This is a genomic window from Palleronia salina (assembly GCF_900141995.1).
Lineage (GTDB): Bacteria > Pseudomonadota > Alphaproteobacteria > Rhodobacterales > Rhodobacteraceae > Palleronia > Palleronia salina.
Map to the genome: position 1 here is coordinate 43,587 of NZ_FQZA01000006.1, position 26,861 is coordinate 70,447.

The window sequence follows — 26,861 nt, forward strand, 5'->3', positions numbered from 1 at the left end:
GCCGGGCATCAAGCCGTGTGCGGATCCGACGCTGGCCGCGGGGTCGGGCGGCCTTATGTGATGGGTTACGCAACCCCGGACCATGCATCATGCAGACAGACGATATGACCCGCCTCATGGCCTTCGCGCGCCACGTGGGGCGGCCCGACACGGATCCCCGCGATACCGCGATGCGCCGCGGCTGGCTGACCCGCGACGGCGCGCTGACCGAGGACGGGCGCGCCACGCTGAAAAGCCTGGCCGAGCAGGACCACACCCGCACGGTGTTCCGCGGCAATTTCTGAGGCGCGGGGGCCTACTCGGCCCACAGGCGCAACAGGTTCGACCGTGTGCGCGCCAGCCGCGACAGCTGTTCGCGGTCGCCCGCACCCGTCTCCTCGGCGGCGATGGCCGTGTCGAGGTCGAACAGGATGTCGCGGTGCTGTGGCGAGCGGATCCAGCTCGTGACCCAGCCGACGATGGCCATCCGTTCGCCGGTCGTGACCGGTTGCACCTCGTGCAGGGTGTCGGAGGGATACAACACCAGTTCCCCGGCGTTCAGTCGGAACCCGCGCGATTCCACGCGGTCCTGGATCACCAGCGCGCCGCCCTCGTAGTCCTCGGGCGGGGTCAGGGCCAGCGTGAAGGACAGGTCCGTCCGCGCCCCCTGCATCAGCGCGTCGTCCACATGGGCGCCGTAGGCCTGCCCCGGCCCGTAGCGCGAGATCAGGATGCGCGCGAAGGCCTTGGGCCGCGCGGCGGCGGCGAAGACCGGGTGGCGCAGCAGCGCCGCCTCGACCTGCGCCACGACCGCGTCGCGCGCCGGGCCGGGGCCCGCCTGGGCGTTGCGCTTGACCTGCCGCGCCAGGCGGCCCGCGCTCGCCGCCCCGTCCTCGAAGGGCAGGGCGGCGGCGGCCTCGCGCAGCGCGGCAAGGCCGTGGCGGTCGAAGATATCCTCGATCAGGATCATCAGGTGGCCGGGATTGCGAAATCGATCCGTGCCGCCGCGCCGTAGAGCACGTCGGCGCTGCCCTCGACCGTGCCCTGGGGCAGGATGGCCGGGAACACGTCCGCCGTGGGGGCCAGCGCCGCCACGACCTTGTCGCGGGTCTCGCCCGGCTCCAGCCGTTCGGCCATGCGGTTCGCCACCTGGATGAAGCCCCAGGCGTCCTGGTACTCGTGCAGGTTCGAGATCGACCCGTCCGCGGCGATGCCGATATCGTATTCGTCGGCGGCCACGCGGGTCAGCGCGGCGATGGCGCGCACGCGGTCGGCCTGGGTCGCGTCGGCGGCGTCGCGCGCGGCCTCGATCTTGGCCTGGGCCGCGTCGCGGGCGGCCTCGACGTCGCCACCGTCCTGCACGGCGGCGGTCAGCGCTTGCAATTCCGCGGCGAAACCCTCGGCGCCCGCGGCCTCGAGCTGCGGAACCAGGTCGGAATAGATCTCGTCCTCGGGGTGCTTCATGTGGGTCATGGCGATCTCGGTCTCGCCCTCGGCCCGGACGGCGGCGCCCGCGGTCAGGTGCCCCTCGATCAGCCCCAGCGCCAGCAGCAGCTGCGCCGCGTCGCTGGGTCCGGGCATGGCGCCGCGCTCGCCGCCTTCGCCACCCTCACCGCCTTCGCCGCTGCCCTGGGCAAAGCCCGGCCGCGCGGCCAGCATCGCCACGCCGCCAAGCCCCGCGCCCGCCAGAAGGCTGCGCCGTCCAATCACCATGCGAACCCCGCCGCGTTCCCCGTCACTCATGTCGTTCTCCGATTCCTGACAAATTTAGTCGGTAAATCGCTGCTACGCCCGCCGCGCCGGGGAGTCAAAGTAATTTTGTCAGGTATTCGGACGGGCGGGATGGCTTTGCCTGCGCAGGACGCTTCGCTCCGAGTGAGAAGGACATGCGGCCATGGGCTGCGCTGGCCCCTCGAGCCGGGGTGGTCGGCGGGCCGAGGCCGGCGATCCGCCGTGCCGCCCGGGCGCTTCATGGCGGCCAGGCACATGGCCCCGACACGGTGTGCGCTTGGCGCGGCCCATCGGCGGCCCGATGATCGCCAGGCGCCTGCGGCGGGGGTAGGGTGGGGCAAGGCGCTCCCCTTGAACGCGCCACGGCGTCCGCCGCGCTCAGGTCTCCGAGTAATCCGGCGGCGCCCAAAGCTCTGGCGGATAGATCGCGTCGGGGCCGATCAACGAGTCGTAGCAATCGCCTAAAGCCCCGATCTGCTCAGCCTGCGACGGTCCGACCAATTCGCCCATGGCCGAAAGTATATAGCCCCACGTATCCGGCGCGAACAACGTCCCCAAGGCAACGCCACCGAAAGCCGCGATGCCCGCTCCAACCGAACGATACGCGCCTTCCCGGACAAGGGTTGCTGCCGATGCTTTCTCTGGGCGAGTTGCAAGTTCCTGATGCACAGCGGTGAGCCGACGATTCAACTCGCCAATCGTATCCGCCATTGCCACGACCAATTCCGCGATCTCATCGCCTGGCCGTTCATTGAGCAATGTTCCTGCCGTCTGATCCAAAAGCCCCGGAAGCCGGTCAAGCGGCTCAAGAGCGCCTGGTAGCGCATTGCATACTGTCCGCCGATACTCGTCCAGTGCCGTCTGGATCTGTCTGGCAAGACCTTTGGCGACTATGGACTTCAATCTCGATTGTCGCTTCAGCCGCTCGACCTGCCTCAGAGCCGTCTCAAGCCGCATCCTGTAGAATTCGCGCTCAATGTCCGCGATGATCCTCGTGATCCGCTCGGCCACCTGCTGCCACGTCTCGCCCTCGGCCTTCTGCCACGCCTCGTCCGGGATCAGCGCGATCTGCGTCTGCAACTCCCAGTCCAGCGGCGCGCCCTGCAGGAACCCGTCATACCACCGCGCCCAGAAGGACCAGACCGGGTTCGCCTCGGCCGCGCGGTGAATTTGGTTGGGATATATTCCATCGAAGCCCAATCCCTCCGGCCAGAGCGGGCGCGTTATGAGGATCAACACACTGGATACATCCCGACTGTCAGCGGAAAGCGCGTGGAGCGAGGCGGTCTCGGCGGTCGATAATTCAGCGTAGTGTCCAAGATATACGACCGACTTATCTGCAGAATGGGCTGTGTAGCTAGCAGCCTTGAAGGCGGCCTCGGCAGCATCAGTAGAAGTTATGGCAGACCCTGAATCTCCGGCTTGAGCGGCGGCTTCCGCTGCGGCCCTTGCAGCGCCCGTCAGGTCGGTTTGTTCGACATGTGCTTCCGCCGACGAGTCAGCGGCAATTCTTGTTTCCCGATTCGGTATTATTGCCGCGACTGATGCGGCCAAGATCGCGCGAAGGCTGCAAAGTGAGACGCCCATTTCTGAAGACTGAAAAGATGTGAATAGCGTAGGTAATGACCGCAACGCCGACCGCGCGGCCATCGCCACCACCACCTCGCGCGGCTGCTCCCGCAGCCACGCCTCGTAGGCGTCCCAGTCCCCGAACTCCGGCATCCACCACCCTCCGCGCGCCCGCACCGTGCCGCAGCCGCGGGCCATGGACAACCGCCCGAAATCGCCCCATATCCTCAGCCCATGACCGAGCTCAAATATATCCGCAATTTCTCCATCGTGGCCCATATCGACCACGGCAAGTCGACGCTCGCCGACCGGCTGATCCAGCTGACCGGCACCGTGGCCGAGCGCGACATGAAGGACCAGCTGCTCGACGCCATGGATATCGAGCGCGAGCGCGGCATCACCATCAAGGCCAACACCGTGCGGATCGAGTATCCCGCCAAGGACGGCCACACCTACGTCCTGAACCTCATCGACACGCCCGGCCACGTGGACTTCGCCTACGAGGTCAGCCGCTCGATGAAGGCGGTCGAGGGCTCGCTGCTGGTCGTCGACGCCTCGCAAGGGGTCGAGGCGCAGACGCTCGCCAATGTCTATACCGCCATCGAGGCCGACCACGAGATCGTGCCGGTCCTCAACAAGGTCGACCTTCCGGCCGCCGAGCCCGACCGCGTGCGCGAGCAGATCGAGGACGTGATCGGGATCGAGGCGCATGACGCGGTCGAGATCTCGGCCAAGACCGGCGTCGGCATTCCGGATGTCCTGGAAGCCATCGTCACCCGCCTGCCGCCGCCCCACGGGGGCGACCGCGACAAGCCGCTCAAGGCCATGCTGGTGGACAGCAAGTACGACCAGTACCTGGGCGTCATCTGTATCGTCCGCATCATCGACGGCGTCCTGAAGAAGGGCGACCGCATCCGCATGATGAAGACCGGCGGCACCTACGACGTGGACGACGTGGGCATCTACCGCCCCGCCATGACCGCCGTGAAGGAGCTGGGCCCGGGCGAGATCGGCTATCTCAACGCCTCGATCAAGCAGGTCAGCGACACCCGCGTCGGCGACACCATCACGACCGAGAAGCACCCCACGCCCGAGGCGCTGCCGGGCTTCAAGCCGTCGGTCCCGGTGGTCTTCTGCGGGCTCTTCCCCGTGGACACCAACGATTTCGACGACATGCGCGACGCGATCGAGAAGCTCGCGCTCAACGACGCCTCCTTCACCTACGAGATGGAGACCTCGGCCGCGCTGGGCTTCGGCTTCCGGTGCGGCTTCCTGGGGCTGCTGCACCTCGAGGTGATCCGCGACCGGCTCGAGCGCGAATACGATATCGACCTCATCACCACCGCGCCGTCGGTGATCTACCACATCTACACCCGCGACGGTCAGATGACCGAGCTGCACAACCCCGCCGACTTCCCCGATCCCGGCACCATCGACCGGGTGGAAGAGCCGCGCATCAAGGCCACCGTCCTGGTCCCGGACGAGTACCTGGGCGACGTGCTGAAGCTCTGCCAGGACCGGCGCGGCATCCAGCTCGACCTGACCTACGCGGGCACCCGCGCCATGGTGGTCTATGACCTGCCCCTGAACGAGGTGGTGTTCGACTTCTACGATCGCCTGAAATCGGTAACGAAAGGTTACGCCAGCTTCGATTACCAGATGATCGGCTACCGCGCCGACAAGCTGGTGAAGATGCAGATCCTGGTGAACGACGAGCCGGTGGACGCCCTGTCGATGATGGTCCACCAGGACCGGGTCGAGGGCCGCGGCCGCGCCATGTGCGAGAAGCTGAAAGAGCTCATCCCCCGCCACATGTTCAAGATCCCGATCCAGGCGGCCATCGGCGGCCGCGTCATCGCGCGCGAGACCTTGTCGGCCATGCGCAAGGACGTGACCGCCAAGTGCTATGGCGGCGACGCGACCCGGAAGAAGAAGCTGCTGGAGAAGCAGAAGGCCGGCAAGAAGAAGATGCGCCAGTTCGGGAAGGTCGAGATCCCGCAGGAAGCGTTTATCAACGCACTGAAAATGGACAGCTAAGGCTGTCCTTTTTCAGTGCGCGTGCGCGAAAGAGTCTTGCGCAGCAAGGCGCGCAGCGGCACCCGGTTGCAGTGATTTTTTTTTCAGATAGCCATGGATGAGAAATATAGTGCCTAAATATGACTTGAAGCCTTCTGATGTTTTTACACCCCGGAATGCGGTGGTTAATCGTGATATGTATGTGTCGCGGAGGGAGATCGAAGGTCGATTCGAGTCTGCGCTTGGCACGAGCCATGCTATCCTCATTTATGGCGAGAGTGGAAATGGAAAGAGCTGGCTTTACAAGGAGTTCTTTTCAAGTAGAGATGTATTTTTCTGCGTTGTTGATTTAAATACAGCTCGTTCAGAGGGCTTTGATGTAGCCTTGGAGGAGGCCTACATATCAGAGCCTACTGACATCAAAAAAAAGCGCACGAGGAAGAAAGGGGTTGGGTTAAGATATGTGTTTACGGCAGCGGCGGAGGTCTCATCAGAAAGCGAATTACTAGATGTTCGGGTGTTCGAAAGGCTTTTAAGGTCCATTCGAACTCTTGCTGGCGATCGTCAGGCTTTTGTCGTTTTCGATAACCTTGAGCAAATTGCTCACTCTGAGGACGAGCTACGTAAACTCGCTGACTGTATTATTCGTGTCGATAACGAAAGGTATGCAGCATATGAGGTTCGAATGTTGATTGTCGGTACGCCCGGCGACCTTCGCGAGATCATTGCGAGGCATGGCGATGTTAACACCTTAACTAACCGGATGAGAACCCTTCCGGAAGTTGGCCGAATGACGCCTCAGGAAGCTAAAAAACTATTACAGAGAGGTTTCAAGGAATTTCTCGGTTTGAGAATTGAATCCGAACAGAAAACACTAGATAAGATTTTGTTTTTGTCGGACAGAGTGGCTGAGCAAGTTCATGCGCTTGCACTGGAGATTGCAAATTTCGCGGTTGAAGAGGGCGCGGTTTCGAATCGGGTGGTCAAGCTCGGAACTGATGCATGGCTCTCTGATTCTCTTGCGGCCGTTAAGGACCAGATCAGACCGTTGATGAACAAGAAAAAGAAAGATATTCAAAGAGTTGATCAAGTAATTTTCTCACTTGGTCAAATTCAATCGGAAAATTTCTCGCACAATGACGTCGAGTCGATAATCGAGAAGAATTTTCCTGATACCGTTTCGGGTCGAAGCGGGCTTGGGGTTAGCCATATCATGAAAAATCGACTTTCCGATGGCGATGGCCGGATTATTGTTCCTAATCCAAACTCCCCGACATATCGCATTTCTAATGCAAAAATCAGAATGGCGATCAGGGCCTGCGTCGTTATCGAAAAAGATGGTACGATTTCGATGAAGGACTAACAGGCTGCTGAAAAACCCCGACCTCGACGTGCTTCTTGGGACGTGATTCACTTTCGCCGTGGTGACGGCGGGGGTTGTGATGCGCGGGACGGATCGGGCGACGGGATCGCTGTTCAGCTATGTCGACCTGGAGGAGCGCGTGCCGGTGGGTCATCCGCTTCGGGCGATCCGGCGGGTGGTGAACGACGCGCTGGCGAGCTTGGACGGGGAGTTCGCGGGGCTCTACGCCGCCCATGGCCGGCCCTCGATCCCGCCCGAGCGGCTGATCCGGGCGAGCCTGTTACAGATCCTCTACTCGGTCCGCTCCGAGCGGCAGCTGATGGAGCAGATGGACTACAACCTGCTGTTCCGCTGGTTCGTGGGGCTCGGCATCGATGACCCGGTCTGGGTCCCGACGGTGTTCACGAAGAACCGTGACCGGCTGCTGACGACGGAGATGTCGCGCAAGGTGATGGCGGCGATCCTCACGCATCGCGAGGTAGCGCACTTGCTTTCGGACGAGCACTTCTCAGTCGACGGCACGCTGGTGAAGGCTTGGGCCTCGATGAAGAGCTTCCAGCCGAAGCGCGGAAACGAGCCGCCGGGCGGGGACGGTAGTTCAGGCGACCCGCCTCAGGATGCAGCCCCCGCCGATGCCGACCAATCCCCTGCCAAGTCCGAGACCGACCCGATGTCCCAGCCCCACCGCACCAGCCGCAACGCCGAGGTCGACTTCCGCGGCACGAAGCGCTCGAACGCGACGCATGCGTCCACGACCGACCCGGACGCGCGGCTCTACCGCAAGTCGGCGGGCACGGGGGCCATGTTGTGCTTCATGGGGCATGCGCTGATGGAGAACCGCTCGGGCCTGGTGGTCCAAGGCGACCTGACGCAGGCCGACGGCCATGCCGAACGCCGCGCAGCGCTCGGCATGATCCACGACCACTCGCCCGGCTCGACGCGGCGCCTGACATTGGGCGCCGACAAGGGATACGACAGCGCCGACTTCGTCCGTGACCTCCGACAGGCCTGCGTCACACCCCACGTGGCGCAGAAGGCCCGCCATTCGGCCATCGACGGGCGCACCACCCGCCACGCGGGCTACGCACTGTCCCAGAAGCATCGCAAGCGCATCGAGGAGCCGTTCGGCTGGGCCAAGACCGTCGGCGGCATGGCCCAGACCGCCTACCGCGGACTCGAACGCGTCCGATCCCGCTTCATCCTGACGATGGCCGCCAACAACCTCGCAAGGCTGCCACGCCTACTCGCAGGGTGATGGCGACAGGGCCGCTCAGCCGACTCGACCGGCAGGCCAAACTGCACGAACGAACCGGCCAGACGGCCCAGGGATCAGGAAACCGTCCCTCGCCCACTGCTTTTTCCGCAGCCTGCTAATAGTGCAGTGTTGACGGATTGACTGTCGGCGAGCGGTTCACCCCGCTACGCGCTCCCTCCCAACCCCATACACCCCCACAGCCACAACCGCATAGACCCCGTTCACCGTCAGCACGAAGCTCCATGGCGCGCCCGCGCCCCAGATGAGCTTCGCCGACAGCGACGCCAGCGCCTCCAGCACCACGAACCCGGTGATCCATGCCGCCGCGCCGCTCAGCCGCGCGAAGATCGGGATCAGCGCCAGGGCGAAGACCACCGACCAGAATTCGCGCCCCGCCGACAGGATCAGCGGCATCAGCGCCGCCTCGGCATTCAGGGCCACGATGGCCAGCGCATTGGCGATGCAGCCCAGCACACCGGCAAGGGCGGCGATCAGGATGTTGCGGGGGGTGAACATGGGCGGGCCTCCGGTTGCGTCGGTCGCTCAACGGCCGGGGCGGGGCAGGGGTCCCGCGGCGGATCGCCCCGCCCGGTCGGCCCCCGTCACTTCGGACGGCGCGATCGGTAGTCGTAGAACATCCGCAGCACCGCGTTCAGCCGCGTCTGCCAGCCCGGCCCCATGTCGCGGAACCAGCGGGCCACGTCGCTGTCCAGGCGGATGGTGACGCGGGTCTTGCCGGGGCGGTTGTCGGTGGCGATCTCGACCCAGCCCGGCGGCTCGGCGGGCAGGCGCTTGGGCTCGATGATCTCCTCGCGGATATCCTTCAGGTCGGCCATCAGCGCCTCGAAGGTCGACGTGGGATCGTAGTTCTTCATGGGCGGGCCTCCGGTTGCGGACAGCCTGCCGCGCCGTGCTTGCCAGCGGGTGAGCGCTGCGTGCGCAGGCCGCGCCGGTCCGACGCCCGGTGTACGCGCGGTGCCGTCCGGTGCACGCCATGTGCCCCCTGGCCGACGCGGGGCCGACGGGGCAGGCCCCGCGGCGCACGGCCGGTGCACGCGGGCTGCACGGGCCGGGGACGCGCGGTGCACGCCGGTCCGACGGATCAGGCGTCGAGGAAGGCCCGCACGCTCGCCTCGACCTCGCGCGGCTTTTCCGCGTGCAGCCAGTGCCCGGTTCCGGGGATCTTGGCGAACCGCGCCTTGGGGAAAAACGCCCTGATATCAGCGCGATGGGCGTCCTGGACATAGTCGCTGTCGCCCCCCGACAGGAACAGCACCGGCCGCTCGAACGTGCCCTCCAGGTCGTCGGGCCAGCCCACGATCTTCGGCATCTCGGCCTCCAGCACGTCCAGGTTCAGCCGCCATTTTTTCTCAGCGATATCAAGGGATTGCAGGAGAAACGCGCGGATCCCGTCCTCGGGCACCAGCGCCCGGAACCGCTGATCCGCGTCCCGCCGGCTCTCGACTCCGCTCAAATCCAGCGCCCGCATCGCGTCGATATACTGCTGCTGGCTATGCGCGTACCCCACCGGCGCGATGTCCGCCACGACCAGCCGCCGCACCTTCTCGGGGTGCCGCAGCGCCAGCGCCATCGCCGCCTTGCCGCCCATGGAGTGCCCCAGCACATCCCATTGATCTTCAATGGTTTCCGCCAGGTCGTCGGCCAGGGCGGGGTACGCGTGATCCGCGTCCCAGCCCGACCCGCCGTGGTTGCGCATGTCCACCGCGGTGACCTGTCCCCGGTCCGAAAGCCGCTTGGCGATCACCCCCCAGTTCCGCGCCGAGCCGTATAGCCCGTGCGCGATCAGCAAGGGCGTGCCGCCCGCGCCTTCCGTCCGGGTCTCGAGCTTCACAGGTCGGGATAGATCGGGAAGCGCTGGCACAGCGCCTCGACCTCGTCCTTCACCGCCGCTTCGACCGCGCCATTGCCGTCCTCGCCATTGGCGGCCAGCCCGTCCACGACCCGCACGATCCAGTCGGCGATCTGGCGGAATTCCGGCTCGCCGAAGCCGCGGGTGGTCCCGGCGGGCGAGCCCAGGCGGATGCCGCTGGTGATGGTCGGCTTCTCGTCGTCGAAGGGGATGCCGTTCTTGTTGCAGGTGATGTGCGCGCGGCCGAGCGCCTTTTCGGTGGCGTTGCCCTTCACGCCCTTGGGGCGCAGGTCGACCAGCATGACATGCGTGTCGGTGCCGCCGGTCACGATGTCCAAGCCGCCCTTGATCAGCTGGTCGGCCAGCGCCTGCGCGTTCCGGATCACCTGACCCTGGTAGGTCTTGAAGCCGGGCAGGAGCGCTTCGCCGAAGGCGACGGCCTTGGCGGCGATCACGTGCATCAGCGGACCGCCCTGGATGCCGGGGAAGATGGCCGAGTTGAACTTCTTCGCCAGCGCCTCGTCATCGGTCAGGATCATGCCGCCGCGCGGGCCGCGCAGGGTCTTGTGGGTGGTGGTGGTCGCGACATGCGCGTGGGGGAAGGGCGAGGGATAGTCGCCCGAGGCCACCAGCCCCGCGAAATGCGCCATGTCCACCAGCAGGTAGGCGCCCACGCTGTCGGCGATCTCGCGCATCCGGGCGAAGTCGATGATCCGCGGAATGGCCGAGCCGCCGGCGATGATCATCTTGGGCTGATGCTCGGTCGCGAGCTGCTGCACCTGGTCGTAGTCCAGCGTCAGGTCCTCGCGGCGCACGCCGTATTGCACGGCGTTGAACCACTTGCCCGACTGGTTGGGACGTGCGCCGTGGGTCAGGTGGCCGCCCGCGTCGAGGCTCATCCCCAGGATCGTGTCGCCGGGCTGCAGCAGCGCGCTGAAGACGCCCTGGTTGGCCTGGCTGCCCGAGTTGGGCTGCACGTTGGCGAAGCCGCAGTTGAACAGCTTGCAGGCCCGGTCGATCGCCAGGTTCTCGGCGATGTCCACGAACTGGCACCCGCCATAGTAGCGACGACCGGGATAGCCTTCGGCGTACTTGTTGGTCAGGACGCTGCCCTGCGCCTCCATCACCGCGCGGCTGACGATGTTCTCGGACGCGATCAGCTCGATCTCGTGGCGCTGGCGGCCCAGCTCCTGGTCCATGGCGCGGGCGAGCTCGGGATCGGTCTCGCCGATGGACTTGGTGAAGAAGCCTTCGTCGCGGTGGGGGGCGTTCATGGCGGCAATCCTTTCGGCGCGATTGACGGGGTTGGGCGCGGTTTAGCCCATCGCAGCCCCCCGCAAAAGACCGTTTGCGACGATGGCGCGATCCGTCGCGGCATCGCGCTTGTCAATCGGGCCCGGCCCCGGCAGGTTGCCGCTGGATGCAGCGGCGAAAGGGCCGGCCATGTACGACAAGATCGCCTTCGTCGCCAGCAGCGTCGCGCAGGCGCAGGACGCGCTGGCGCGGCTGACCGACCGGTATGGCCAGTGCGAGATCCACGAGGCCGACGTGATCGTCGCGTTGGGCGGGGACGGGCACATGCTGCGCACCCTGCACGAGACCGAGAAGCTTTCGGCGCCGACCTATGGCATGAACTGCGGCACCATCGGTTTCCTGATGAACGAGTTCGGCGAGGACGATCTGCCCGCGCGCCTGGCCGCCGCCGAGGTCGAAACGATCAATCCGCTGTCCATGCATGCAACCTGTCATGGCGGCACCATGCACGAGGCGCTGGCGATCAACGAGGTCTCGCTGCTCCGGGCGGGACCGCAGGCGGCCAAGCTGCGCATCAGCGTCGACGACAAGGTGCGCATGTCCGAGCTGGTCTGCGACGGTGCCATGGTGGCGACCCCCGCCGGGTCCACCGCGTATAACTACAGCGCGAACGGCCCGATCCTGCCCATCGGTGCGGACGTGCTGGCGCTGACCGCGATGGCCGCGTTCCGGCCGCGCCGCTGGCGCGGGGCGCTGTTGCCCAAGAACGCGACCGTGCGCTTCGACGTGCTGGAAGAAGAAAAGCGTCCCGTGATGGCCGATGCCGACGGCCGGTCGGTGCGCGACGTGCTGTCGGTGACGGTCCGGTCCGAGCCCAGCGTGGTCCACACGATCCTGTTCGACCCCGGTCACGGGCTGGAGGAGCGTCTGCTTCAGGAGCAGTTCACCTGAGGTCGAAGCGGACCTCGATCAATTGGACCGAGGCGGTCACCCCCCGAAGGTGATGACCGGCGCGGGCCCCAGCGGGATGGGGCCCAGCGACATGCGGCCCGCGTCGAAGACCAGCGGCAGCGACAGCTCACCGCTGCCCGACAGGCCCGACAGCAGCGTCAGACCCTGCTGCACGGCGCTGCGCTGTGCTTCTGGCACCAGCCCCAGCGCCACGGCGACCCGCAGGGCATCACGCCAGTCGTTCACCGTCAGCAGCAATTCGCCCTCGGGCTGGTTGGCGGCGTTCACGTCGACCGCGCCATCGGCCTCGACCGTCACGTCGCCCCAGTCGAGCGACAGGTCGTGCAGTTCGATCCGCTGCGGCGCGGGCGGGGTTTCCAGTGCGCTGCGGTCCAGCGGCGCGTCCAGCTCGATGGTCGCGTCCAGCCGCAGGGCCTCGATCGCCCCCAGGCCGGCCGCGTCCAGCTGCTCCATGAGCGTGTCGGGCAGGACCACGTTCTCGACCGCGAGGCCGATATTCTGGTGGCTGGGGTCGGGCGCACCTTCGGGCAGGCGGGTCGCGAACCGCAGCTGACCGATCCGAAGGGTGCGGCCCGCGCTTTCCACGGCCAGGCCGTCGACCACCAGCGACGAGTGGTCCAGCGGCAGGCGCGGGCTGGGTTGCACGGTCATCGAGGCGCGGGCCTTGTCGTTGGTGATGATCGCGGTGCCCAGCACCGACTCGAGCCCGATCTGCGGCGGCAGCGCGGCGATCACCTGGTTCGGGCGATAGCTGAGCGCCAGCAGCTGGAAGAACGGCGCGACCAGCGTCAGGCCGCCCGGCGTCGTCACCTGGACCTCGTCGAAGGTGGTGTCGAAGCGGTTCGGAAAGCCGCGCGTTTCGCGCGACTGCACGTCGATCTGCCAGCCCGCGGCGCGCATGGTGTCCAGTTGTTCGGCGATCGCCCGCTCGGTGGTCCGGGCGCCCCAGAACCAGTAGCCCGACCAGACCAGCGCGGCGGCAAGCACAAGAATGACCAGTTTACCCATGACGACCGCTCCTTGCCTGTTGGCGCGGCGGACCTTTTCACCGCCTGCCGCATCGTGTCTATAGGCGCCATGACGCATGTTCCAGAGTTTCAACGGGGCGGCATGTGGGTCTTCGGCTATGGCTCGCTTGTCTGGAACCCCGAGTTCCCGGTCGCCGAGCGGGTGGTCGCCTCGCTCCATGGCTACGCGCGCACTTTCTGCATGCGCTCGGTCCACCATCGCGGCACCCACGAGGATCCGGGCCTTGTCCTGGCGCTGGATGCGCAGCCGGCGGCGCGCTGCTCGGGCGTGGCGTTGCGGGTCGAGAACGGACACGAGGCGGCGACGCTGACCGCCCTGCGCGCGCGCGAGTTGATCTCGTCGGCCTACCTGGAACGGATGGTCACACTGGACCTGACCGACGGCCGGGTGGTCGACGCCGTGGCCTACGTCATCGACGCCGACCACGAACAATATTGCCGGCTGAGCCTCGAGGAGCAGGCCCAGATCATCGCACGTGCCCATGGCGGGCGGGGCCCGAACGACGAGTACCTGATGAACACTGCCGCGCACCTGCGCGAGCTGGGCATCGGCGACGATGATCTGGAGTGGCTGTGCAACAGGGTCGCGGCAATTGGCTAGCCCGCTTCCGCAGCCCCCGACCATGGCCTATGCTGCCGCTGCGAAATAAGGACCGCCAGATGTCGCTGACCGACCGCCCCGGATCCGAGGGCCAGCCGCTTTTCACCCAGCCCGTGCGCCAGATCACCACGATGGTGCTGGTGCTCGTGCTGGTGGCCGTGGGCATCTACGTGGCTTACCCGAACGTCGCGCCGGTCTTCCTGGCCAACCCGCTTCTGAACGGCTTCATCGCCTTCGTCTTCGTGGTGGGGGTATTGGCCTGCTTCTGGCAGGAATGGCAGCTGATCCAGTCGGTCAACTGGATCGAGGGCTTCGCCGACGACACGCCCGGCCACGACATGACCCGCGCGCCGCGGCTGCTGGCGCCCCTTGCGGCGCTGCTGCGGTCGCGGCGGAACCTGCAGATTTCGCCCACCTCGGCGCGCTCGATCCTCGATTCGGTCGCCACCCGGATCGACGAGGCGCGGGATATCACCCGCTATATCGTCAGCCTGCTGATCTTCCTGGGCCTTCTGGGGACGTTCTACGGCCTTGCCACCACCGTGCCGGCGATCGTCGAGACCATTCGCGCGCTCGCCCCCACCGAGGGCGAGGACGGCATGGCCGTGTTCGGCCGCCTGATGGCCGGGCTGGAAAGCCAGCTGGGCGGCATGGGCGTGGCCTTCGCCTCGTCCCTTCTGGGCCTGGCCGGGTCGCTGGTCGTCGGCCTGCTGGAGCTGTTTGCCAGCCACGGCCAGAACCGCTTCTACCGCGAGCTCGAGGAATGGCTGAGCTCGATCACCAAGCTGGGCTTCGCCGGTCCCGATCTCGACGGCGGAACGGGCAGCGACGCGGGCATCGTCGCCGCCGCGATGGAGGCGATGGCCGGCCAGATGGACCGGATGCAGGATATGTTCGCCCGGGCCGACGCGACCCGGTCCGACCTGGACGAGAAGCTGGGACAGATGGTCGATCACATGGTGCGCCTGTCCGATCGCGACGACGCGGCCGCCCGGCTGGCGCCGGCGATGGAGCGGATGATCGACGGTCAGGCCAAGCTGGCCGAGGCCCTGGAAGGCGCGAGGGAGGCGGGGGGTGGCAGCGGGCTCGACGCCGAAAGCCGGATGCGCCTGCGCTCGATCGACGTGCAACTGCTGCGCATCTCCGAGGAACTCGCCGCGGGCCGACAGGAAAGCACCTCCGAGCTGCGGCAGGAACTGCACCGGATCGGACGCCTGCTCAGCCGCGGGGCGCGCGCCGACGGCGAAGGCCGGGGCTAGGCGATGGCGCTGACGCGACGCTCCACCCGCGCGGTCAACAGCTCGATCTGGCCCGGGTTTGTGGACGCGATGACCGCGCTTCTGCTGGTGATGATGTTCGTGCTGACCATTTTCATGGTGGTCCAGTTCGTGCTGCGCGAAGAGATTTCGGGGCAGGCGAACGAGCTCGACAATCTCACGGCGCAGGTCGCCGGCCTCACGCAGGCGCTGGGGCTGGCCGAGGGGCGCGCCGACCGGCTGGAAGGCGAACGCGACGACCTGCTGTCGCAGACCGCCAGCCAATCCGACCTGATCGCCGACCTCCAGGCGCAGGGCGCCCGGCAGGCCGATCTCATCTCAAGCCTCCAGGCGCAAAGCGCGGACCAGGCCGAGCGTATCGCCGGTTTCGAGGAGCGGGTCGCCGCCCTTCTGACCCAGCGGGACGACGCCCGCGCACAGGTCGCCACGCTCGAGGATCGCGAGGCCGAGCTGGTGTCCGAGCGCGAGGCGCTGAACCTCGCGCTGGCCAGCGCACGGGACGAGATCGACGCCGCGGCCGAAGCCGCACGCCTGGCCGCCGCGCGGCGCGAGGCGCTCGAGGCGCTGGCCGCCGACCTGCGCGCCGACCTGGAGGAGGGGGCCGAGACAACCGCTGCGCTGACCGCCGAGATCGGCACCCTGGAAGACGCGCTGAGCGAGGAGGAGACCGCCCGGCTGGCCGAGGCGGCGGCGGCCGAGGCCCTGCGCGCCCGACTGGAAGATGCGGATGCCGAGCTGTCGGCCATGACCCTCGCGCTGGAAGAACAGCGGCGGGAGGCCGAGGACACCCTGAGCCTTCTGGCGGCCGCCCGCGCCGCCGAGGCCGAACTGGACGAACGCCTTCTGGCCGCCTTGCTCGAGCGCGACACGGCGGTCCAGCAGGCAGAAACCCTGAGCGACGAGCTGACCGAGGCGCAGGCCCGCAACGCCGACTTGCAATCCGCGGCGGCCGAGCTGGAGCAGGTGCAGGCGGACCGCGCCGCGGCCGAGGACCGGATCGACCGGACCGAGGCGGCGTTGCGCGCCGCGATCGCGCGCGAGTCCGACAGCCAGGCCGAGCTGGCGGCGATCACGGATGCGCTGGAGGCGGCGAAGGCCGCGCAGCAGACATTCCAGGGGGATCTCGAGTCCGCCCGCGCCCGGCTCGCCGCCGCCGAGGACGAGGTTGCCGAACTGCGCGCGGCCGCCGGTCGCGAGGCCGATGAACGAGACCGCCTGGCCGCCGCCCTGAGCGCCGCGCGCGCCGAGGCTGCCGCGCTTGAAGGGGCCGAGGCGGACCGTGCCGATCTGCGCAGCCAACTGGAAGAGGCCCTGGCCTTGCGGCTGGCCGCCGAGAACGAAGCTCAGTCCCAGATGAGCCGGGCCGAGCGGCAGTCGCGCCTGCTGGAAACGGCGCGGTCCGAGCTCGCCGATGCCGAGGCGGCGTCGACCGAGGCGCAGCGCCGGATGGAGGCCCTGACGCAGCAGGTCGCGCAACTGCGTCGCCAGATCGGCAGCCTGCAAAGCCTGTTGCAACTCGCGGAAGAGGAAGACGCGGCCCAGGAGGTGCAGATCGCCAATCTGGGCGCGCAGCTGAACCAGGCCCTGGCCCGCGAGGCGGTGGAACAGCGCCGCCGCGCCGAGCTGGAAGCTGCCGAGCGCGAACGTCTGGAGCGCTACCAGTCCGAATTCTTCGGCCGCCTGCGCGATCTCCTGGGCGACCGCGAGGGCGTGCAGATCGTGGGGGACCGGTTCGTTTTCGACAGCGAGGTCCTGTTCCCGTCGGGCTCGGCCGAGCTGTCGGGGGCGGGCCGTGCGCAGGTGGCACAGGTGGCCGCGCTTCTCGAAGAGATCTCGGACGAAATCCCCGACAGCATCGACTGGGTGATCCGGGTCGACGGCCATACCGACTCCGTCCCGATTGTGGGCAGCGCCGAGTTCGCCGACAACTGGGAACTGAGCCAGGCGCGCGCCCTGTCGGTCGTGCGCTTCATGTCCGAGACCCTGGGCTTCCCGGCGCGGCGCCTGGCGCCCACGGGCTTCGGCAAATACCGCCCGATCACCCCGGGCGACAGCCCCGAGGCGCGCGCGCTCAATCGCCGTATCGAGCTGAAGCTGACCGAGCGCTGAGCCAAGATTATCCGGGATAATCTCCTGCAGATCATCCCGGATGATCTGTCGGGTTCCGGCACCTTGCTAGTCCAGCGCCGAGTCGACCTCCACCTGATCCACCGGGCGCCCGTCGCGCAGCAGCGTCGCCGTACCGGTCACGCGACCCCTGGGCCAGCCGCCCTGGGGCGCGCGTTTGCCCACGGCGCGGAACAGTTGCGCCTGCGTGCGGTCCAGCGTCACGTCCTGGACCAGGATCGGCCCGTCCGCGCCTGCCAGCGATAGCTTCAGCACGTCACCCGCGCGCGCGCCGAAGAGATAGGCCCAAAGCACAACCGGTGCATCGGGGCCAAGATCGCGCGCGGCCGTTCCCGCCTTGATCGCGTCGTAGTCCGGCACCGCGTCGCTGAACCCCGCGGCGATGATCCCGCCCGGGCGATAGGCCGGGGGATCGGACCAGAGCGTTTCGTCCGCCGGGCCGCCGCAGCGCGCCTCGCCGCCGGGGTCGAAGGGGTCCACGACCTCACCGTCGCGTCTGACAGACAGGTGGACGTGGGGGAACGCTGTTTGGCCGCTGAGACCGACCTGGCCCAGCCGCTGCCCGGCCGTTACGGCGGCGCCTTCGATCACGGCGATCGAGCCAAGCTTCATGTGGCAGTACTGGGTTTCCCAGCCATCGCCGTGATTCAGCACGACGCCGTTGCCGCATTCGCGCCCGGTCACGTCCGAGCCCGCGCCGCTGCCGGCCGGACGGTCTGCCATGCCATCGCGCGTTGCACGGACCAGGCCCGGCGCCGCCGCGACCACGTCGACCCCTTCCTCCATCATCGCGCGCGACGGGAGCGCGAAATCGGTGCCCTTGTGCCCGTCATAGCTGAGCGAACCGCAGGTGAAATCGCGGGCACCGGGGCCCGGATCCGTATCGACATATTGCTGGATGTAACACGCCGCCGCCGGATCGCAGTCCAGCGGCGGCGTCAATGTCAGCTCCTGCGCGTGGAGGGGCAGAGCGCAGGCCAGCGCGGCCGGAACGAGGCCGCGCCACATATCAGTCGGCGGTCAGAAGCGGCGGCTTCTTCGAGCCGAGGCGCCGGGTTTCGGGCGGATCGATCCGAAGATCGATCTCACCGTCCTTGACGCTCACCTGCACGACGCCGCCCTTCGCGAGCTTGCCGAACAGCAGTTCCTCGGCCAGCGGCTTCTTGATGTGCTCCTGGATGACGCGGCCCAGCGGACGCGCGCCCATCTTGTCGTCGTAACCGCGATCGGCCAGCCACTCGGCTGCGGGCTTCGTCAGCTCTATGGACACGTTACGGTCCATCAGCTGGGCTTCGAGCTGCAGCACGAATTTCTCGACGACTTGCAGGATAACCTCTTTCGGCAGGGCGCCGAAGCTGATCACCGCGTCCAGGCGGTTGCGGAACTCGGGCGTGAAGGTCCGCTCGATCGCGGCTGTATCCTCGCCCTCGCGGCGGTCGCGGCCGAAGCCCATGGCGGATTTCGACATCTCGGCGGCGCCCGCGTTCGAGGTCATGATCAGCACCACGTTGCGGAAGTCGACCGAGCGGCCGTTGTGATCGGTCAGCTTGCCGTGGTCCATCACCTGCAGAAGGATGTTGAACACGTCCGGGTGCGCCTTCTCGATCTCGTCCAGCAGCAGCACGCAGTGCGGGTGCTGGTCGACGCCGTCGGTCAGCATGCCGCCCTGGTCGAAGCCGACATAGCCCGGAGGCGCGCCGATCAGGCGGCTGACCGCGTGCTTCTCCATGTATTCCGACATGTCGAAGCGCAGCAGTTCCACGCCCAGCGTATCGGCCAGCTGCTTGGCGACCTCGGTCTTGCCGACGCCGGTGGGACCCGCGAACAGGTAGTTACCGATGGGCTTTTCCGGTTCGCGCAGGCCCGCGCGGCTGAGCTTGATCGCCGACGAAAGCGCCTCGATCGCGGTGTCCTGGCCGAAGACCACGCGCTTCAGCGTGCCTTCGAGATCCTTCAGCACCGCGGCGTCGTCCTTGCTGACGTTCTTCGGCGGGATGCGGGCGATCTTGGCGACGACGGCCTCGATCTCCTTGGTGCCGATGGTCTTGCGCCGCTTCGATTCGGCCACGAGATGCTGGGCCGCGCCGGCCTCGTCGATCACGTCGATTGCCTTGTCGGGCAGCTTGCGGTCGTTGATGTAGCGCGACGACAGTTCCACCGCGGTCTTGATTGCGTCGTTGGTGTACTTGATGTCGTGGTGATCCTCGAAATACGGCTTGAGGCCGCGCAGGATTTTCACGCTGTCTTCGACCGAAGGCTCGGTCACGTCGATCTTCTGGAACCGCCGCGACAGGGCGCGGTCCTTCTCGAAGTGCTGGCGGAACTCCTTGTAGGTGGTCGAGCCCATGCAGCGCAGCTTGCCGCCCTGGAGCGCGGGCTTCAGCAGGTTCGAGGCGTCCATCGCCCCGCCCGAGGTCGCGCCGGCGCCGATCACGGTGTGGATCTCGTCGATGAACAGCACGGCGTCGTCATGATCCTCCATCTCGGACATGACGGCTTTCAGCCGCTCTTCGAAATCGCCGCGATAGCGGGTGCCGGCCAGCAGCGCGCCCATGTCGAGCGAGTAGATGGTGGTCTTCGACAGGACCTCGGGGGTCTGCCCCTCGACGATCTTCTTGGCAAGACCCTCGGCAATGGCCGTCTTGCCCACGCCGGGATCGCCCACCAGAAGCGGGTTGTTCTTGCGGCGACGGCACAGCACCTGGATGCAGCGCTCGACCTCGTGCTCGCGGCCGATCAGCGGGTCGACATCGCCCTGCTGCGACTTCTCGTTCAGGTTCACGCAGTACTTGGCCAGCGCGGATTCCTTGCCGTCGCCGTCCTCGACCTGGGTGTTCATCTCCTCTTCCGAGTCCGACGACCCGGTGATCGGGCGCGGTTCGGAATGGGCGGCGTCCTTCGCAACGCCGTGGGCGATGTAGTTCACCGCGTCGTAGCGGGTCATGTCCTGTTCCTGCAGGAAGTAGGCGGCGTTGCTTTCCCGCTCGGCGAAGATGGCGACGAGCACGTTGGCGCCGGTCACCTCGGTCCGGCCCGAGGACTGGACGTGGATCGCGGCGCGCTGGATCACGCGCTGGAAGGCGGCGGTCGGCACGGCCTCGGAGCCCTCGACCTCGGTCACGAGGGTCGACAGGTCGTCCTCGATGAATTCCACCAGCGTCTGGCGCAGTTCTTCCAGGTCGACCGAGCAGGCGGTCAGCACCTTCGCCGCGTCGGGCTCGTCGGTCAGCGCGAGGAGCAGATGCTCCAGCGTGGCGAGCTCGTGGCGGCGGGTGTTGGCTAGCGCCAGGGCTGCATGAATGGCTTGCTCGAGCGTGTTGGAGAATGACGGCACGAGGGTGCTCCTTTTATTGGGCGGGCGCTGCGAGCGGGCCACAACGCCACCGTGACCTCATAGGGTTAAAGCTTGGTTGTTTGTGCCAAGGCTTCAAGGTTTTTCTTTGTCGCATCGGTCACAAAATCGGGGACTGCGCGGATGCGGCTCAGCGACGGCTTACGAATGCGGCAGTTCAGAAATCGTCCTTGCGGGACCGGATTTCCGCGAACACCGCCGCATCGTCTGACTGCTCCATAGATAGGGCCTGTTTCACCGCGTCCAAGTGGGCGCGCAGGAACGGATTGGTGGCCTTCTCGTCGCCGAGGTTCGAGGGCACGGTGGGCCGGTTCTCGGCGCGCGCGGCCTCGATCCGCAGCACCCTTTCGCGCAGCACGGTGTTCTCGGGTTCGATGGTCAGCGCGAAGCGGCCGTTGGTCATCGTGTACTCGTGGCCCGAGTAGACCGTGGTGTCGTTCGGCAGGTCGAGGAACTTCTGCAGGCTGCCCCACATCTGCTCCATCGTGCCCTCGAACACCCGGCCGCATCCCAGCGCCATCAGGCTGTCGGCCGTGAAGGCGGCCTTCTGCGCGGGCATGATGAAGGCGACGTGGTTGATGGTGTGGCCCGACACGTCCCAGACCTGCACCTCGTCCGTGCCGAAGGTGAAGCTGTCGCCGTCGTTGACCGCGCGGTCCAGCGGCGGCAGGCGGTCGGCATCCGCGCCGCAGCCCGTGACCGTGAGCCCCGGGAAGGCGTCGCGCAGGCCGGGCAGGCCGTCGACATGGTCGAAATGGTGGTGGGTGATCCAGACCTCGTCCAGCCCCCAGCCACGGTCGTTCAGCGCGGCGACGATCGGCGCTGCCTCGGGGGCGTCGACCACGGCGGTGCGGTTTCCGTCGTGAATCGCGAAGGCGTAATTGTCTTCCCGGCAGGGAATTGTCAGGATTTCGGTGGGCATGGTGCAGGCTCCGGGATCTGGGTCTTGCGTCTGCCTTGGAGACTAAGGCGCGCGAAGGGGCCGACAATGCATCTGGACGTCCGCGATCTGCGCAGTTTCTACTATCGCACCGCGCTGGGGCGTGCCGCGCAGAAGGCGGTGCGCGACCAGGTGGTGCGCATGTGGCCCGTCGCGCGGGGCGAGTCGGTGGCCGGCTTCGGCTTCGCGGTGCCGGTGATGCGCCCCTACCTGGCGGGGGCGCGTCGGGTCATCGGGCTGATGCCGGGGCCGCAGGGGGTCATGCCCTGGCCCGCGGGCCAGCCCAACGTGTCGGTCCTGTGCGAAGAGACCCTGTGGCCGGTGCAGACCGGGCAACTGGACAAGCTGATCCTGCTGCACGGGCTTGAGACGTCCGAAAACGCCCACGCCGTGCTGCGCGAATGCTACCGTACGCTGGGACCGGGGGGCAGGGCGCTGTTCATCGTGCCGAACCGGGCGGGCCTGTGGTCCAGCAACGACCGCACGCCCTTCGGCTATGGCCGGCCCTATTCACTGGGCCAGCTCGAGGCGCAGCTGAAGGATTTCGATTTCATCCCCCTGCGCCACGCCGCCGCGCTGTTCCAGCCGGCCACGGACCAGCGGTTCTGGATGCGCGCCGGCCCGCTGCTGGAACGGGCGGGGCGGTCGATCACCGGGCGCTTTGCCGGGGGGGTCCTGATGGTCGAGGCCAAGAAGCAGGTGCCCGCGCGGGCCGGGGGCACCGGCGTGGCCGTGCGCCGCAAGAGCAGGGTGCTGGAGGGGCTGGGTGGTCCCGCGCCCGAGCCCGCGCGCAGCGTGGGTGGCATGCGCTGAGGCCGGACGGCCCGCGGGTGCGAACAGGATCGGCACAGGCGGCTTTTCCTGCCCGGAAAGGATGCTAAAACCTTGACCAGACCCGGTCGTCGGCGATCACGATGGCGTGGATTGACCGGTTGCGGGGGGGCGGGGGCTCTGCTAGAGCAAGCCCGATTTTGATGCGCGCCGCGCCCTGGCGCCGGAAACCATCGCGTCTCGCAAGGCTCCGGCGGCTGGGTGAGGTGCGCAATACATCGAAAGGGTTGACGTGTCCGAACCAGCTTCGATCTCAACCGGCATTGCCGACCGCTATGCCACCGCCATCTTCGAGCTTGCGCGCGACGAAGGCGCGCTGCCCCAGATCAAGGCCGATTGCGATACGCTGGCCGGCGCCCTGGACAGCTCGGAAGATTTCCGCGACCTGATCCATTCGCCGCTCTACAGCCGCGAACAGCAGCAGTCCGCGATCGCCCAGCTCGCTGACCAGATGGGTCTGCACCAGATCACCGGCAACACGCTGAAGCTGATGGCCTCCAAGCGCCGTCTGTTCGTGCTGCGGGCGCTGATCTCGCAGCTGCGCGACATGATCGCCGAGGAAAACGGCGAGGTGACCGCCGACGTGACCGCCGCCGCGCCGCTGAACGACGATCAGCGGGCCGCGCTGACCGAGACCCTGAAGAAAAGCGTCGGCCGCGACGTGAACATCAATCTGAGCGTCGATGAAACTCTCATCGGCGGTCTTGTCGTCAAGGTAGGCTCGAAGATGATCGACACCTCGATCCGCTCGAAGCTCGCCGCTCTCCAGAACACCATGAAAGAGGTCGGATAAATGGGCATCCAAGCTTCCGAGATTTCTGCGATCCTGAAGGATCAGATCAAGAACTTCGGGCAAGAGGCCGAGGTGGCCGAGGTCGGCCGCGTGCTGTCGGTGGGCGACGGTATCGCGCGGGTCTACGGCCTGGACAACGTCCAGGCGGGCGAGATGGTCGAATTCCCGGGCGGCGTCCAGGGCATGGCGCTGAACCTCGAGACCGACAACGTCGGCGTCGTGATCTTCGGCTCGGACCGGGACATCAAGGAAGGCGACACCGTCAAGCGCACGAATTCGATCGTGGACGTGCCCTGCGGCGACGCGCTGCTGGGCCGGGTCGTGGACGGCCTGGGCAACCCCATCGACGGCAAGGGCCCCATCGAGGCGACCGAGCGTCGCGTGGCGGACCAGAAGGCCCCGGGCATCATGCCGCGGAAATCGGTGCACGAGCCCATGCCGACCGGTCTGAAGGCCATCGACGCCATGATCCCGATCGGTCGCGGCCAGCGCGAGCTGATCATCGGCGACCGCCAGACCGGCAAGACCGCCGTGGCTCTGGACGCCATCCTGAACCAGAAGAGCTATAACGACGCCGCAGGCGATGACGAGAGCAAGAAGCTGTATTGCGTCTATGTCGCCATCGGCCAGAAGCGATCGACCGTGGCCCAGCTGGTCAAGAAGCTGGAAGAAACCGGCGCGATCGATTATTCCATCGTGGTCGCCGCCACCGCGTCCGAGCCTGCACCGCTGCAGTTCCTGGCGCCCTATGCCGCGACCGCGATGGCCGAGTTCTACCGCGACAATGGCCGCCATGCGCTGATCGTCTACGATGACCTGTCGAAGCAGGCCGTGGCCTATCGCCAGATGTCGCTGCTCCTGCGCCGCCCGCCGGGCCGCGAAGCCTACCCGGGCGACGTGTTCTACCTGCACTCGCGCCTGCTGGAGCGTTCGGCCAAGCTGGGCGACGATTACGGCAACGGGTCGCTGACCGCACTGCCGATCATCGAAACCCAGGGCGGCGACGTGTCGGCCTTCATCCCGACCAACGTGATCTCGATCACCGACGGCCAGATCTTCCTGGAAACCGACCTGTTCTACCAGGGCATCCGTCCCGCCGTGAACACCGGTCTGTCGGTGTCGCGCGTGGGCTCGTCGGCCCAGACCAACGCCATGAAGTCGGTCGCCGGCCCCGTGAAACTGGAGCTTGCCCAGTACCGCGAGATGGAAGCCTTCGCGCAGTTCGGCTCGGACCTCGACGCCGCGACCCAGCGCCAGCTGAACCGCGGCAAGCGCCTGACCGAGCTGATGAAGCAGCCGCAGTACTCGCCGCTGACCAACGCGGAAATCGTCTGCGTCATCTTCGCCGGCACCGAGGGTTACCTGGACGATGTGAAGGTCAGCGACGTGGGCCGGTTCGAGCAGGGCCTGCTGAACCATATGCGCACCAAGCACAAGGACGTCCTGGATTGGATCACCGACGAGGATCCCAAGATCAAGGGCGATGCCGCCGACAAGCTGAAGTCTGCCCTGGACGCCTTCGCCAAAGACTTCGCCTGATTGTCCTTAAAGGGAAAGCACCATGCCTAACCTCAAGGATCTGAAAAATCGGATCGACTCGGTCAAATCGACCAAGAAGATCACGAAGGCCATGCAGATGGTGGCCGCCGCGAAACTGCGGCGGGCCCAGGAAGCGGCCGAGAACGCCCGGCCCTATGCCGAGCGGTTCGACGCCGTGATGAGTCAGCTGGCCGCCAGCGTCGGCGACAGCGAAACCGCGCCCAAGCTTCTGCGCGGCACCGGCAAGGACGACACGCACCTCCTGGTGGTGATGACGTCCGAGAAGGGTCTGTGCGGCGGGTTCAACACGAACATCGTCAAGAAGTCGATCGTGCGGATCAAGCAGTCGCTGAACGACGGCAAGACCGTTAAGATCATCACCGTCGGCAAGAAGGGCCGTGACGTGCTGCGCCGCCAGTACCGCGAGCACCTGATCGACCACGTGGACCTGTCCGAGGTCAAGCGGGTGGGCTACGGCGACGCGCAGGACATCGCGCGCGGCGTGCTCGAGCGTTACGATGCGGACGAGTTCGACCGCTGCTTCATCTACTACGGCGAGTTCGAGAACGTCGTGTCCCAGCACCCGCGCGAACAGCAGGTGATCCCGGCGACCTTCGACAAGCCCGAGGATGACGCCGACGCCGGCCAGACGCTCTACGATTACGAGCCGGGCGAGGAAGAGATCCTGGCGGACCTCCTGCCGCGCGGCGTGGCCACCCAGATCTTCGCGGCGCTGCTGGAAAACGCCGCGTCCGAACAGGGCGCCCGGATGACCGCGATGGACAACGCAACGCGCAACGCCGAGGACATGGTCGAGGACCTGAACCGCGAATATAACCGCACGCGCCAGGCCGTGATCACCAACGAGCTGATCGAAATCATTTCGGGCGCCGAAGCGCTCTAAGACGAACCGGAGAAACCAAAAATGGCACAAGCAAAAGGCAAAGTGACCCAGGTCATCGGCGCCGTCGTCGACGTCCAGTTCGACGATCACCTGCCCGAAATCCTGAACGCGCTGGAAACCGACAACAACGGCAAGCGCCTGGTCCTGGAAGTCGCCCAGCACCTCGGCGAAAGCACCGTCCGCACCATCGCCATGGACGGCACCGAGGGCCTCGTGCGCGGGGCCGAGGTGGTCGACACCGAAAGCCCGATCATGATGCCCGTCGGCGACGCGACCCTGGGCCGCATCCTGAACGTCATCGGCGAGCCGGTGGATGAGGGCGGCCCGGTCGAGGCGACCGAGACCCGCGCCATCCACCAGCCGGCCCCCGAGTTCGCCGCGCAGTCCACCAGCTCGGACATCCTGGTGACCGGCATCAAGGTCATCGACCTGCTGGCGCCCTATTCCAAGGGCGGCAAGATCGGCCTCTTCGGCGGCGCCGGCGTGGGCAAGACCGTTCTCATCATGGAACTGATCAACAACATCGCCAAGGTGCACTCTGGCTACTCGGTGTTCGCCGGCGTGGGCGAGCGGACGCGCGAAGGCAACGACCTCTACCACGAGATGGTGGAATCGAACGTCATCAAGCCCGACAACCTGTCGGAATCGCAGGTGGCGCTGGTCTACGGCCAGATGAACGAGCCGCCGGGCGCCCGCATGCGCGTCGCCCTGTCGGGCCTCACCCTGGCCGAGCAGTTCCGCGACCAGTCGGGCACCGACGTGCTGTTCTTCGTCGACAACATCTTCCGCTTCACCCAGGCGGGCTCCGAGGTGTCGGCGCTGCTGGGTCGTATTCCCTCGGCCGTGGGCTACCAGCCGACGCTGGCCACCGACATGGGCGCCATGCAGGAGCGGATCACCTCGACCAAGGGCGGCTCGATCACCTCGATCCAGGCCGTGTACGTTCCCGCGGACGACCTGACCGACCCCGCGCCGGCCACGACCTTCGCCCACCTCGACGCCACCACCGTGCTGTCGCGCTCGATCTCCGAGCTGGGCATCTACCCGGCCGTGGATCCGCTCGACTCGACCAGCCGGATCCTCGATCCCGGTGTCGTCGGTGAAGAGCACTACAATGTTGCGCGTGACGTGCAGGGCATCCTCCAGCGCTACAAGTCGCTGCAGGACATCATCGCCATCCTGGGGATGGACGAACTGTCGGAGGACGACAAGCTGACCGTGGCCCGGGCCCGGAAGATCCAGCGTTTCCTGTCGCAGCCCTTCGACGTGGCCAAGGTGTTCACCGGGTCCGACGGCGTTCAGGTGCCGCTGGAAGAGACCATCGCGTCCTTCAAGGCGGTGGTGAACGGCGAATACGACCACCTGCCCGAAGGCGCCTTCTACATGGTGGGCGGCATCGACGACGTGAAGGCCAAGGCCGAGAAGATGGCCGCCGACGCCTGATCCTGCGGGGGCCGGTT

Annotated in this window: 24 protein-coding genes; 13 read left to right on the plus strand and 11 right to left on the minus strand. The window is 66.7% G+C overall.

Features of this window, described 5'->3' with window-relative positions:
- The first annotated feature begins 89 nt into the window (after positions 1-89).
- Positions 90-284 carry a hypothetical protein gene (locus BUB76_RS10175; RefSeq protein WP_073128677.1) on the plus strand — a complete coding sequence of 65 codons (195 nt, stop codon included), beginning with the start codon at positions 90-92 and terminating at the stop codon, positions 282-284.
- Between the two features lie 11 nt (positions 285-295).
- Here BUB76_RS10175 and BUB76_RS10180 read toward each other — a convergent pair whose 3' ends face one another.
- The 3 genes from BUB76_RS10180 to BUB76_RS17665 all read right to left on the minus strand — a co-directional run bounded on the left by BUB76_RS10180 (position 296) and on the right by BUB76_RS17665 (position 3,477).
- Positions 296-949: a Fe2+-dependent dioxygenase gene (locus tag BUB76_RS10180; RefSeq protein ID WP_214607531.1), complete on the minus strand. Its 654-nt coding sequence runs from the start codon at positions 947-949 to the stop codon at positions 296-298.
- Entirely contained in the window at positions 949-1,722 is a 774-nt protein-coding gene (locus BUB76_RS10185; RefSeq protein WP_139250841.1) for a 4-helix bundle domain-containing protein, read from the minus strand. Before BUB76_RS10185 ends, BUB76_RS10180 begins: the two co-directional genes overlap by 1 nt.
- A 366-nt stretch (positions 1,723-2,088) precedes the next feature.
- On the minus strand, positions 2,089-3,477 hold the full coding sequence (locus BUB76_RS17665) for a hypothetical protein (RefSeq protein WP_139250842.1): 1,389 nt from the start codon (positions 3,475-3,477) through the stop codon (positions 2,089-2,091).
- 36 nt (positions 3,478-3,513) lie between these two features.
- On the opposite strand from BUB76_RS17665, the gene lepA reads away from it, so the two are divergent.
- The 3 genes from lepA to BUB76_RS10205 all read left to right on the plus strand — a co-directional run bounded on the left by lepA (position 3,514) and on the right by BUB76_RS10205 (position 7,913).
- Positions 3,514-5,316, plus strand: coding sequence for a translation elongation factor 4 (gene lepA, locus BUB76_RS10195; RefSeq protein ID WP_073128681.1), 1,803 nt, complete (start codon positions 3,514-3,516; stop codon positions 5,314-5,316).
- A 109-nt stretch (positions 5,317-5,425) separates the two neighbouring features.
- Positions 5,426-6,658, plus strand: coding sequence for an AAA family ATPase (locus BUB76_RS10200; RefSeq protein ID WP_175550297.1), 1,233 nt, complete (start codon positions 5,426-5,428; stop codon positions 6,656-6,658).
- Positions 6,659-6,737: 79 nt separating this feature from the next.
- On the plus strand, positions 6,738-7,913 hold the full coding sequence (locus BUB76_RS10205) for an IS5 family transposase (RefSeq protein ID WP_073128683.1): 1,176 nt from the start codon (positions 6,738-6,740) through the stop codon (positions 7,911-7,913).
- A gap of 156 nt (positions 7,914-8,069) precedes the next feature.
- Here the strand turns inward: BUB76_RS10205 and BUB76_RS10210 are convergent, their stop codons facing one another.
- The 4 genes from BUB76_RS10210 to glyA all read right to left on the minus strand — a co-directional run bounded on the left by BUB76_RS10210 (position 8,070) and on the right by glyA (position 11,057).
- Positions 8,070-8,429, minus strand: coding sequence for a hypothetical protein (locus BUB76_RS10210; protein WP_073128684.1), 360 nt, complete (start codon positions 8,427-8,429; stop codon positions 8,070-8,072).
- A gap of 86 nt (positions 8,430-8,515) precedes the next feature.
- Entirely contained in the window at positions 8,516-8,788 is a 273-nt protein-coding gene (locus BUB76_RS10215; RefSeq protein WP_073128685.1) for a BrnA antitoxin family protein, read from the minus strand.
- 227 nt (positions 8,789-9,015) lie between these two features.
- The gene (locus BUB76_RS10220) at positions 9,016-9,765 is read right to left on the minus strand and encodes an alpha/beta fold hydrolase (protein ID WP_073128686.1); all 750 of its coding nucleotides are present in this window, start codon (positions 9,763-9,765) and stop codon (positions 9,016-9,018) included.
- Positions 9,762-11,057: a serine hydroxymethyltransferase gene (gene glyA, locus BUB76_RS10225; protein WP_073128687.1), complete on the minus strand. Its 1,296-nt coding sequence runs from the start codon at positions 11,055-11,057 to the stop codon at positions 9,762-9,764. The genes BUB76_RS10220 and glyA overlap by 4 nt, the downstream gene beginning before the upstream one ends.
- Before the next feature lie 169 nt (positions 11,058-11,226).
- On the opposite strand from glyA, the gene BUB76_RS10230 reads away from it, so the two are divergent.
- Positions 11,227-11,988 (plus strand): NAD kinase, encoded by a 762-nt coding sequence (locus BUB76_RS10230; protein WP_073128688.1) that lies wholly within the window; start codon positions 11,227-11,229, stop codon positions 11,986-11,988.
- Between the two features lie 36 nt (positions 11,989-12,024).
- Here BUB76_RS10230 and BUB76_RS10235 read toward each other — a convergent pair whose 3' ends face one another.
- Complete coding sequence (locus BUB76_RS10235) at positions 12,025-13,017, minus strand: DUF2125 domain-containing protein (RefSeq protein WP_073128689.1); 993 nt, start codon at positions 13,015-13,017, stop codon at positions 12,025-12,027.
- A gap of 69 nt (positions 13,018-13,086) precedes the next feature.
- On the opposite strand from BUB76_RS10235, the gene BUB76_RS10240 reads away from it, so the two are divergent.
- Genes BUB76_RS10240 through BUB76_RS10250 form a run of 3 tightly spaced genes read left to right on the plus strand, consistent with a single transcriptional unit; the run spans position 13,087 to position 17,024 of the window.
- Positions 13,087-13,638, plus strand: a complete 552-nt coding sequence (locus tag BUB76_RS10240; RefSeq protein WP_236737898.1) for a gamma-glutamylcyclotransferase — start codon at positions 13,087-13,089, stop codon at positions 13,636-13,638.
- A gap of 59 nt (positions 13,639-13,697) precedes the next feature.
- Positions 13,698-14,897, plus strand: coding sequence for a biopolymer transporter ExbB (locus BUB76_RS10245; RefSeq protein ID WP_073128815.1), 1,200 nt, complete (start codon positions 13,698-13,700; stop codon positions 14,895-14,897).
- Positions 14,898-14,900: 3 nt separating this feature from the next.
- Positions 14,901-17,024: a peptidoglycan -binding protein gene (locus BUB76_RS10250; RefSeq protein ID WP_073128691.1), complete on the plus strand. Its 2,124-nt coding sequence runs from the start codon at positions 14,901-14,903 to the stop codon at positions 17,022-17,024.
- A gap of 66 nt (positions 17,025-17,090) precedes the next feature.
- Here BUB76_RS10250 and BUB76_RS10255 read toward each other — a convergent pair whose 3' ends face one another.
- From BUB76_RS10255 to gloB, 3 genes are all read right to left on the minus strand, one after another.
- Positions 17,091-18,050 carry a M23 family metallopeptidase gene (locus BUB76_RS10255; RefSeq protein WP_073128692.1) on the minus strand — a complete coding sequence of 320 codons (960 nt, stop codon included), beginning with the start codon at positions 18,048-18,050 and terminating at the stop codon, positions 17,091-17,093.
- 1 nt (position 18,051) lies between these two features.
- Positions 18,052-20,376, minus strand: a complete 2,325-nt coding sequence (gene clpA, locus BUB76_RS10260) for an ATP-dependent Clp protease ATP-binding subunit ClpA (RefSeq protein ID WP_073128693.1) — start codon at positions 20,374-20,376, stop codon at positions 18,052-18,054.
- A gap of 175 nt (positions 20,377-20,551) precedes the next feature.
- A complete protein-coding gene (gloB, locus tag BUB76_RS10265; RefSeq protein ID WP_073128694.1) occupies positions 20,552-21,316 on the minus strand; it encodes a hydroxyacylglutathione hydrolase in 765 nt (254 codons plus the stop codon).
- 66 nt (positions 21,317-21,382) lie between these two features.
- Between gloB and BUB76_RS10270 the strand changes: the two genes are divergently transcribed.
- The 5 genes from BUB76_RS10270 to atpD all read left to right on the plus strand — a co-directional run bounded on the left by BUB76_RS10270 (position 21,383) and on the right by atpD (position 26,844).
- Positions 21,383-22,147: a class I SAM-dependent methyltransferase gene (locus BUB76_RS10270; RefSeq protein ID WP_073128695.1), complete on the plus strand. Its 765-nt coding sequence runs from the start codon at positions 21,383-21,385 to the stop codon at positions 22,145-22,147.
- A 250-nt stretch (positions 22,148-22,397) separates the two neighbouring features.
- The gene (locus tag BUB76_RS10275) at positions 22,398-22,958 is read left to right on the plus strand and encodes a F0F1 ATP synthase subunit delta (protein WP_073128696.1); all 561 of its coding nucleotides are present in this window, start codon (positions 22,398-22,400) and stop codon (positions 22,956-22,958) included.
- The gene (gene atpA / locus BUB76_RS10280; protein ID WP_073128697.1) at positions 22,959-24,497 is read left to right on the plus strand and encodes a F0F1 ATP synthase subunit alpha; all 1,539 of its coding nucleotides are present in this window, start codon (positions 22,959-22,961) and stop codon (positions 24,495-24,497) included. It begins immediately after the preceding gene.
- 22 nt (positions 24,498-24,519) lie between these two features.
- Positions 24,520-25,401, plus strand: coding sequence for a F0F1 ATP synthase subunit gamma (locus BUB76_RS10285; protein WP_073128698.1), 882 nt, complete (start codon positions 24,520-24,522; stop codon positions 25,399-25,401).
- Positions 25,402-25,422: 21 nt separating this feature from the next.
- Positions 25,423-26,844 (plus strand): F0F1 ATP synthase subunit beta, encoded by a 1,422-nt coding sequence (gene atpD, locus BUB76_RS10290; RefSeq protein ID WP_073128699.1) that lies wholly within the window; start codon positions 25,423-25,425, stop codon positions 26,842-26,844.
- Positions 26,845-26,861: the final 17 nt, after the last annotated feature.

Bases quoted from the DNA above. Each gene is read 5' to 3' on its own strand.
- BUB76_RS10250 (WP_073128691.1), top strand. From the start codon at position 14,901: ATGGCGCTGACGCGACGCTCCACCCGCGCGGTCAACAGCTCGATCTGG.
- atpA (WP_073128697.1), top strand. From the start codon at position 22,959: ATGGGCATCCAAGCTTCCGAGATTTCTGCGATCCTGAAGGATCAGATC.
- BUB76_RS10230 (WP_073128688.1), top strand. From the start codon at position 11,227: ATGTACGACAAGATCGCCTTCGTCGCCAGCAGCGTCGCGCAGGCGCAG.
- gloB (WP_073128694.1), bottom strand. From the start codon at position 21,316: ATGCCCACCGAAATCCTGACAATTCCCTGCCGGGAAGACAATTACGCC.
- lepA (WP_073128681.1), top strand. From the start codon at position 3,514: ATGACCGAGCTCAAATATATCCGCAATTTCTCCATCGTGGCCCATATC.
- BUB76_RS10175 (WP_073128677.1), top strand. From the start codon at position 90: ATGCAGACAGACGATATGACCCGCCTCATGGCCTTCGCGCGCCACGTG.
- BUB76_RS10245 (WP_073128815.1), top strand. From the start codon at position 13,698: ATGTCGCTGACCGACCGCCCCGGATCCGAGGGCCAGCCGCTTTTCACC.
- BUB76_RS10240 (WP_236737898.1), top strand. From the start codon at position 13,087: ATGACGCATGTTCCAGAGTTTCAACGGGGCGGCATGTGGGTCTTCGGC.
- BUB76_RS10210 (WP_073128684.1), bottom strand. From the start codon at position 8,429: ATGTTCACCCCCCGCAACATCCTGATCGCCGCCCTTGCCGGTGTGCTG.
- BUB76_RS10180 (WP_214607531.1), bottom strand. From the start codon at position 949: ATGATCCTGATCGAGGATATCTTCGACCGCCACGGCCTTGCCGCGCTG.
- BUB76_RS17665 (WP_139250842.1), bottom strand. From the start codon at position 3,477: ATGGCCCGCGGCTGCGGCACGGTGCGGGCGCGCGGAGGGTGGTGGATG.
- BUB76_RS10285 (WP_073128698.1), top strand. From the start codon at position 24,520: ATGCCTAACCTCAAGGATCTGAAAAATCGGATCGACTCGGTCAAATCG.
- BUB76_RS10215 (WP_073128685.1), bottom strand. From the start codon at position 8,788: ATGAAGAACTACGATCCCACGTCGACCTTCGAGGCGCTGATGGCCGAC.
- BUB76_RS10235 (WP_073128689.1), bottom strand. From the start codon at position 13,017: ATGGGTAAACTGGTCATTCTTGTGCTTGCCGCCGCGCTGGTCTGGTCG.
- BUB76_RS10205 (WP_073128683.1), top strand. From the start codon at position 6,738: ATGCGCGGGACGGATCGGGCGACGGGATCGCTGTTCAGCTATGTCGAC.
- glyA (WP_073128687.1), bottom strand. From the start codon at position 11,057: ATGAACGCCCCCCACCGCGACGAAGGCTTCTTCACCAAGTCCATCGGC.
- atpD (WP_073128699.1), top strand. From the start codon at position 25,423: ATGGCACAAGCAAAAGGCAAAGTGACCCAGGTCATCGGCGCCGTCGTC.
- BUB76_RS10270 (WP_073128695.1), top strand. From the start codon at position 21,383: ATGCATCTGGACGTCCGCGATCTGCGCAGTTTCTACTATCGCACCGCG.
- BUB76_RS10185 (WP_139250841.1), bottom strand. From the start codon at position 1,722: ATGAGTGACGGGGAACGCGGCGGGGTTCGCATGGTGATTGGACGGCGC.
- BUB76_RS10255 (WP_073128692.1), bottom strand. From the start codon at position 18,050: ATGTGGCGCGGCCTCGTTCCGGCCGCGCTGGCCTGCGCTCTGCCCCTC.